Origin of the sequence: Tabrizicola sp., from assembly GCF_031377265.1 — a bacterium.
Taxonomy (GTDB): Bacteria; Pseudomonadota; Alphaproteobacteria; order Rhodobacterales; family Rhodobacteraceae; genus JAUYQR01.
Genome location: NZ_JANMET010000015.1, coordinates 1 through 6,098, shown reverse-complemented (window position 1 = coordinate 6,098; position 6,098 = coordinate 1). Strand labels below are relative to the sequence as shown.

6 protein-coding genes are annotated in these 6,098 nt (G+C 61.4%); 2 read left to right on the top strand and 4 right to left on the bottom strand.

Annotated features, from left to right (window positions below):
• Window positions 1–456 precede the first annotated feature (456 nt).
• Together msrQ and msrP are read right to left on the bottom strand one after the other, a co-directional pair.
• Window positions 457–1,065, bottom strand: coding sequence for a protein-methionine-sulfoxide reductase heme-binding subunit MsrQ (gene msrQ / locus RMO18_RS01045; RefSeq protein WP_309663381.1), 609 nt, complete (start codon window positions 1,063–1,065; stop codon window positions 457–459).
• Entirely contained in the window at window positions 1,065–1,976 is a 912-nt protein-coding gene (msrP, locus tag RMO18_RS01040) for a protein-methionine-sulfoxide reductase catalytic subunit MsrP (RefSeq protein ID WP_309663380.1), read from the bottom strand. Before msrP ends, msrQ begins: the two co-directional genes overlap by 1 nt.
• A gap of 280 nt (window positions 1,977–2,256) precedes the next feature.
• Here msrP and RMO18_RS01035 point away from each other — a divergent pair, with 280 nt between their 5' ends.
• Both RMO18_RS01035 and RMO18_RS01030 read left to right on the top strand, forming a co-directional pair.
• Complete coding sequence (locus RMO18_RS01035; protein ID WP_309663379.1) at window positions 2,257–2,736, top strand: fasciclin domain-containing protein; 480 nt, start codon at window positions 2,257–2,259, stop codon at window positions 2,734–2,736.
• A gap of 274 nt (window positions 2,737–3,010) precedes the next feature.
• Complete coding sequence (locus RMO18_RS01030; RefSeq protein ID WP_309663378.1) at window positions 3,011–3,376, top strand: hypothetical protein; 366 nt, start codon at window positions 3,011–3,013, stop codon at window positions 3,374–3,376.
• Window positions 3,377–3,438: 62 nt separating this feature from the next.
• Here the strand turns inward: RMO18_RS01030 and RMO18_RS01025 are convergent, their stop codons facing one another.
• Together RMO18_RS01025 and RMO18_RS01020 are read right to left on the bottom strand one after the other, a co-directional pair.
• Entirely contained in the window at window positions 3,439–4,542 is a 1,104-nt protein-coding gene (locus RMO18_RS01025) for a hypothetical protein (protein ID WP_309663377.1), read from the bottom strand.
• A gap of 68 nt (window positions 4,543–4,610) precedes the next feature.
• Window positions 4,611–6,098, bottom strand: a 1,488-nt coding sequence (locus tag RMO18_RS01020; protein ID WP_309663376.1) for an AAA family ATPase, incomplete at its 5' end; no start/stop codon positions are given.

Here is a 6,098-nt window from a genome sequence, read left to right as displayed (position 1 = left end):
AAGATGGCCCAACCAAGACAGTGAAGCTGACACCTAGATCATCGAGGATCGCTCCCCTACTAGGCCGATATGCAAACGATTAAACGCCGATGCGCCCAAACCGCCCGCATATCCCTTCATCAATAACCGTCTCAAAGAGCGATCCGCAGACAAAATTTCTCGGGGCGCCAGTTTCCCAGCGTATCCCGCTCACCTTGTCTTCAGATTTTCGGGTGCTTTCCTTGGCTTGCGCCGCCGTCCGTTCCCGCCACCGTCACGTTTCCGCTTCGGTGAGCGGGTATTTACGGAGAGCCGTCGAAACCCGCAAGAGGGAAAAACACAAACCTGGCAATATTTTTCCCTTTTCCGAAAAATTCATCAAAATCTTGGGCTTGGCGCAAGAGCTGCGACGAGTGGGGCCTGATCGGCGCAACATTCTTGCCGGCAGATGCGGCTAACGGCACCTTATCCACAGACTCACGCCACCGCTTGCCCGCGTCTGCCGCCTTTCGGGAACAGACGTACTGCAAGAAGGCACGCTGCGAGCGTGGCATAGGTCAACTCCTCAAGGGTCCAGATCTTCACCAGCAGCAAAAGATGCAGAACCCCCGCCACAACCGCCAGATAGGCAAGCCGGTGCAACCGCTGCCACACCTTCGGGCCCATCCGCCGGATCGCCCAATTGCTTGAGGTCAGAGCAAGTGGCAGCAGTGCCAGAAATCCGATCATCCCCAGAATGATATAGGGCCGTTTCCAAAGGTCCGCCGTCACCTCGGACCAGCGCAGGCCCATGTCCAGCCAGAGCCAGGCCGTCAGGTGCAGCGCTATATAGAAGAAGCTCAACAGCCCAAGCGCCCGACGGAACCGGATCAGGTTCAACCCCAGCCGCCGCACCGGGGTGATCGCCAGCGAGGCCAGCAGGAATTGCAGCCCCAGTGTGCCCAGCGTCCGCTCCACCGTCTTGACCGGGTCAGGGCCCAGGTCGCCCTGCACCGTGTTCCAGGCCAGCCACAGGAACGGTAGGGTCCCGGCAAGATAGACCACCCAGGTCGGAACCTGACGGGCGAGCGCGTTCATCCGGTCCATCAGAAGTCCTTCGCCAGATCCTGACCGGCATAAAGCGATGCCACCTGATCGGCATATCCGTTGAACATGAGCGTGTCTTGCCGTCCGCCGAACAGGCCGCTGCCGATGCGCCGCTCGGACGCCTGGCTCCAGCGCGGATGGTCCACCTCGGGATTGACGTTGGAATAGAAGCCATACTCGCTGCGCTGCAGCATGTTCCATGTTGTCTGCGGCATCTCGGCGACCAGGCTGATCTTGACGATGCTCTTGATCGACTTGAAGCCGTACTTCCATGGCACCACCAGACGGATTGGCGCGCCGTTCTGGTTTGGCATCGGCTCACCGTAAAGGCCGGTGGCAAGGATGGTCAAAGGATGCATCGCTTCGTCCAGCCGCAGCCCCTCGCGGTAGGGCCATTCGATGAAGGGGCTGGACTGCCCCGGCATTTCCTCGGGGCGCAGCAATGTCTCGAAGGCAACGAACTTTGCGCCCGGCTGCACGCCGACGCGGTCCAACAACCCGGACAGCTGGAACCCGATCCACGGCACGACCATCGACCACGCCTCAACACAGCGGAAACGGTAGATCCGCTCCTCCAACGGCTGGTCCTTCAGCACATCCGCAAGATCATAGGTGCCGGGCTTGTCGACCAACCCATCGATCACGATCGACCAAGGCTCGGTGGTCAAGCTGCCGGCATAAGCCGCAGGATCTTCCTTGCCAGTGCCGAACTCGTAGAAGTTGTTGTAGTTGGTGATGTCCTCAAGCGTGTTCGGCTCATCCTGAGTGGAGTAGGCACTCTTTGCAGCCTCAATCTTGGCAAGCGCCGGAGTGGCCGCAAGCGCAGCCGCCCCCACCATCAACTGACGGCGGTTCATCCCGGCCGCCTTGGGCGTGACATCAGACCAATTCAGACTGTTCCGAAAGCGCATTCTTCACTCCTGTCCATTTCGCACAGCCTCTCGCGGTCGGCGGAAAAACGCAAAGCAATCCGGCTCACATCTGCGGCACGGCGTTGAAACATGCGGCTAGCGATCACGCCGGATAAACTCGGCTCACTTGATCGTGACCATATCGGCGGAAAGCCTCTGCATAGTGCGAAGATCCGCTTGGGCAAGGCTAACTCACGGATTTGTAGGGGTGATCCAATGATGACGCGGCCCCATATAACCAGTGCCAAGAACGGCAGAGATCATAACGGGAGTGACACCAATGATCCGCAGAACCTTTATCGCCCTGACCGCAGCAACCGCTTTCATGACGGCTCCAGTCTTCGCTCAGGACAAGGATATCGTCGACACCGCCGTTGCCAACGGTTCTTTCAACACGCTGGCCGCGGCGCTGACCGCAGCTGGCCTTGTCGAGACGCTGAAGGGTCCCGGCCCGTTCACCGTTTTCGCACCGACCGACGCTGCGTTTGCAGCGCTGCCCGCCGGTACGGTTGAGGACCTGCTGAAGCCTGAGAACAAAGACAAGCTGATCGCGATCCTGACCTATCACGTCGTGGCGGGCAAAGTGATGTCCACCGATCTGACCGAGGGCATGAAGGCTGCCACCGTGAATGGCGCCGAAGTGACGATCACGCTGGACGGCGGGCCGAAAGTGAATGGCGCGGTTATCTCGGCGCCGGACGTTGCTGCCTCGAACGGGGTGATCCATGTCATCGACTCGGTCATCCTGCCACCGATGTGATCTGTTGCCTTGATTAGAGAAAGGGGCGGGATTTCCCGCCCCTTTTTCGTTGTCCACGCGTGGACACGTATCTGACCTTAATGATTTCAATGACTTGGTTTGAACGATTGACACTTTCTTAGGATATCGCGTCTCCCGAGGATGCTCGCGCCTGCTGGACACACGAACCTGTGATCAGCGTTCAGGGAATATCCGCGAAACGCTGCGCGTTCGCTTGGGGAGCAAGGCCGGCACGGTGCCGCGTCCGCTCGTTGTTCAACAAGGACACCACCCCATGAAACGATTTGCTGCCGCCCTTTGGGCCCTAAGTGCCAGCATGGCCTTTTCTGCACCGATTGCCGAAGCACCTTCGGCGCTTGGCAATGTTCTGGCCGCCGAGAATGGCATGACACTGTACACCTTCAGCAAAGACACGCCCGGTGTATCGAACTGCGCCGACGCCTGCCTTGAAAACTGGCCCCCGTTGCTTGCGGACGAGGCAGACAAGCCCGAGGGGCGCTATACGGTGATCGAGCGGGCCGGCGAGGTCTATCAATGGGCTGTCGACGGCATGCCGCTGTACTTCTTCGCGGGCGACAAGAACCCCGGTGACACCTTGGGAGAAGGCGTCAAGGGCGTCTGGAACGTCGCGCGCCCCTGAGATGATCGGAAGATGCGGGGTGGGCAGCTAACGAACCCCGCCTAAAATCCGACCATGGCGGGTCAGGCCAAGCGTTCCCGACCCGTCACCTTGATCTTTGGATGTGCAAAGATCTGCCTGATGCGGGATCTGGACACCTCGTCCAACTGTTCGACGGCGCGGGCGTGAGAGGTGACCGCACCCTTGTGCGAATCTTCGTCAAAGGCCGCGAGGCCGGCCGCAATGCCGTCGGGTTGCAGGCCGCACCAGTTGAAAACCTGCGCCAGTGACGCGGCACGGTCTGCGATCAGTTCCTCATACCGAAAGCTGTGCAGCGGAACGTTTGCGGCACGAGCGCGAGCGTGGCTTTGCAGCTGAAGCGACCACGCAACAGCCGCCAGACTGTCAAAGGTCACTACCGGGGCGGCCATATCGACCACATCGTCCAGTGCAGACAAGGGTGTGTCGGCCGACATCATCAGCCAGGAAAATGCTCGGTCCTCAGGCAAAAGCTCCAGCCCGCCTCCGGCCAGCCGTTGATAGAAGCCGTATAGCGAATTGCACCACGCCTCGCCGCTGCGGTACAAGAACAGACAGGTGGCGTCGGGTTCGGCCTGATGGCATTCCGGGATGATCGTATTGACCTGGCTGAAGTGCTTGACCACCAGCCTGCGGCCCGCAATGCCCGGAAAGAACCGCAGCATCCGCAACCCCGCGCGCATCAGGGCGGTCAGTCTGTCAGCGGAAAGTGCATCGCGGTTCATCGCCAGATCGAAGGTGACAAGCGGCTCTGACAGGCACCACGCTTGCCCCGACCGGTTGAACACGTGATGCAACAGCGTTGATCCGCAATGGCCCATGTTGAACAGATGCACCAGCGGTTCGCCGACCGGGCACCTTTCGCCAAGATCAAGAAAATCAGACAGCCTCATGCGCAGGATACGCCGCGCGGTGTCGAACTGGCGCTGGTAGCTGAAGGGGGCGGATGCCAGATCGGTCTTGGCGCCGATATCAAGAAAGATCGCGTCATCCGCCGCAAAATCTATTGAAAACAGGGTCCAGCCCGGTTCGGTCAAAACCAGATCATCCGAGGACGTCGCAAATCCGCCGGTTTGCAGGGCGGCGGCCATGTTTCCCATGAAGACCTGACCGTCCGGTCGCCCGGTGACCTCAGCAATCACAGCCATCACATGCTCCCGTGCCCCGGGGCCATGATGGCGGCGCCTGCCCTTTCAGGCAAGCGCCGTTGGCAGGTTCAGTGCACCACCGCCTCGGTTGGCCTTGCCCGCCGTGACGCGCTGACACGGTCGCCGATGATCAGGCCGTCCGGCCCGGCGCTGATCACCACGTTGGCGCCGTCCATCAGATCCCCGGACAGGATCATTTCGGCCAACGGGTCTTGCAGATGGCGCTGCATCACCCGCTTCAGGGGCCGGGCACCGAACACCGGATCATAGCCTTCGTCGGCCAGCCATTGCTTGGCCTGCGGGTCAAGTTCCAGCGTGATCTTGCGCGCCACCAGCCGCGCCTCCAGCCGTTTCAGCTGAATCTCGACGATCTGCGCCATATCCGTGCGGTTCAGCCGTTCAAAGATGATCTGCTCATCCAGCCGGTTCAGGAATTCGGGGCGGAAGTGCTGGCGCACTGCCTCCTCGACCTCGCGTTTGGCGGCGGAGGAATCCGCGCCCTCGGGCAGTTCGGACAGCGCCCGCGCGCCAAGGTTTGACGTCAGCACGATCAGCGTCTGCTTGAAATCGACGGTGCGGCCTTGGCCGTCGGTCAAGACCCCATCGTCCAAGACCTGCAGCAGCACGTTGAACACGTCCGGGTGCGCCTTTTCGACCTCATCAAACAGCACCACCTGATACGGGCGGCGGCGGACGGCCTCGGTAAGCACACCGCCTTCGTCATAGCCGACATAGCCGGGCGGCGCACCGATCAGCCGGGCGACGGAATGCTTCTCCATGAACTCCGACATGTCGATGCGCACCATCGCGTTGTCATCATCGAACAGGTATTCGGCGACGGCCTTGGTCAGTTCGGTTTTGCCGACGCCGGTGGGGCCCAGGAAGAGGAAGCTGCCCAGAGGCCGCCCCTCATCATTCAGGCCCGCCCGCGCGCGGCGCACGGCATTGGCCACGGCGGTCAGTGCCGTACGCTGGCCGACAACGCGCTTGCCCAGCTCCTCCTCCATCCGCAGCAGCTTTTCCCGCTCGCCTTCCAGCATGCGGCTGGTCGGGATGCCGGTCCAGCGTTCCACCACTTCGGCGATCTGCTCGGGGCGGACGGCTTCGGCCACCAGCGCGTCACCCTCGCGGGCCTCGGCCTCGGCCAGCTGCTTTTCAAGGTCGGGGATGCGGCCATACTGCAACTCTCCGGCCTTAGCGAAATCTCCCTCGCGCTTGGCTTGTTCCAGTTCGGCGCGGGCGCGGTCGAGCCCTTCCTTCAACCCGCGCGCGGCCTCCAGGCTGTCACGTTCGGCCTGCCATTTGGCGGTCATCTCATCGGACCGTTCGCGCAGGTCGGCCAGTTCCTTTTCCAACTTCAAGAGCCGGTCCTTCGAGGCGGCGTCGTCTTCCTTCTTCAACGCCTCGCCTTCGATCTGCAGCTGCAGGATCTGGCGGTCCAGCTGGTCCAGTTCTTCGGGCTTGCTGTCGACTTCCATCCGCAGGCGGCTGGCGGCTTCGTCCATCAGGTCGATGGCCTTGTCGGGCAGGAACCGGTCGGTGATGTAGCGGTGGCT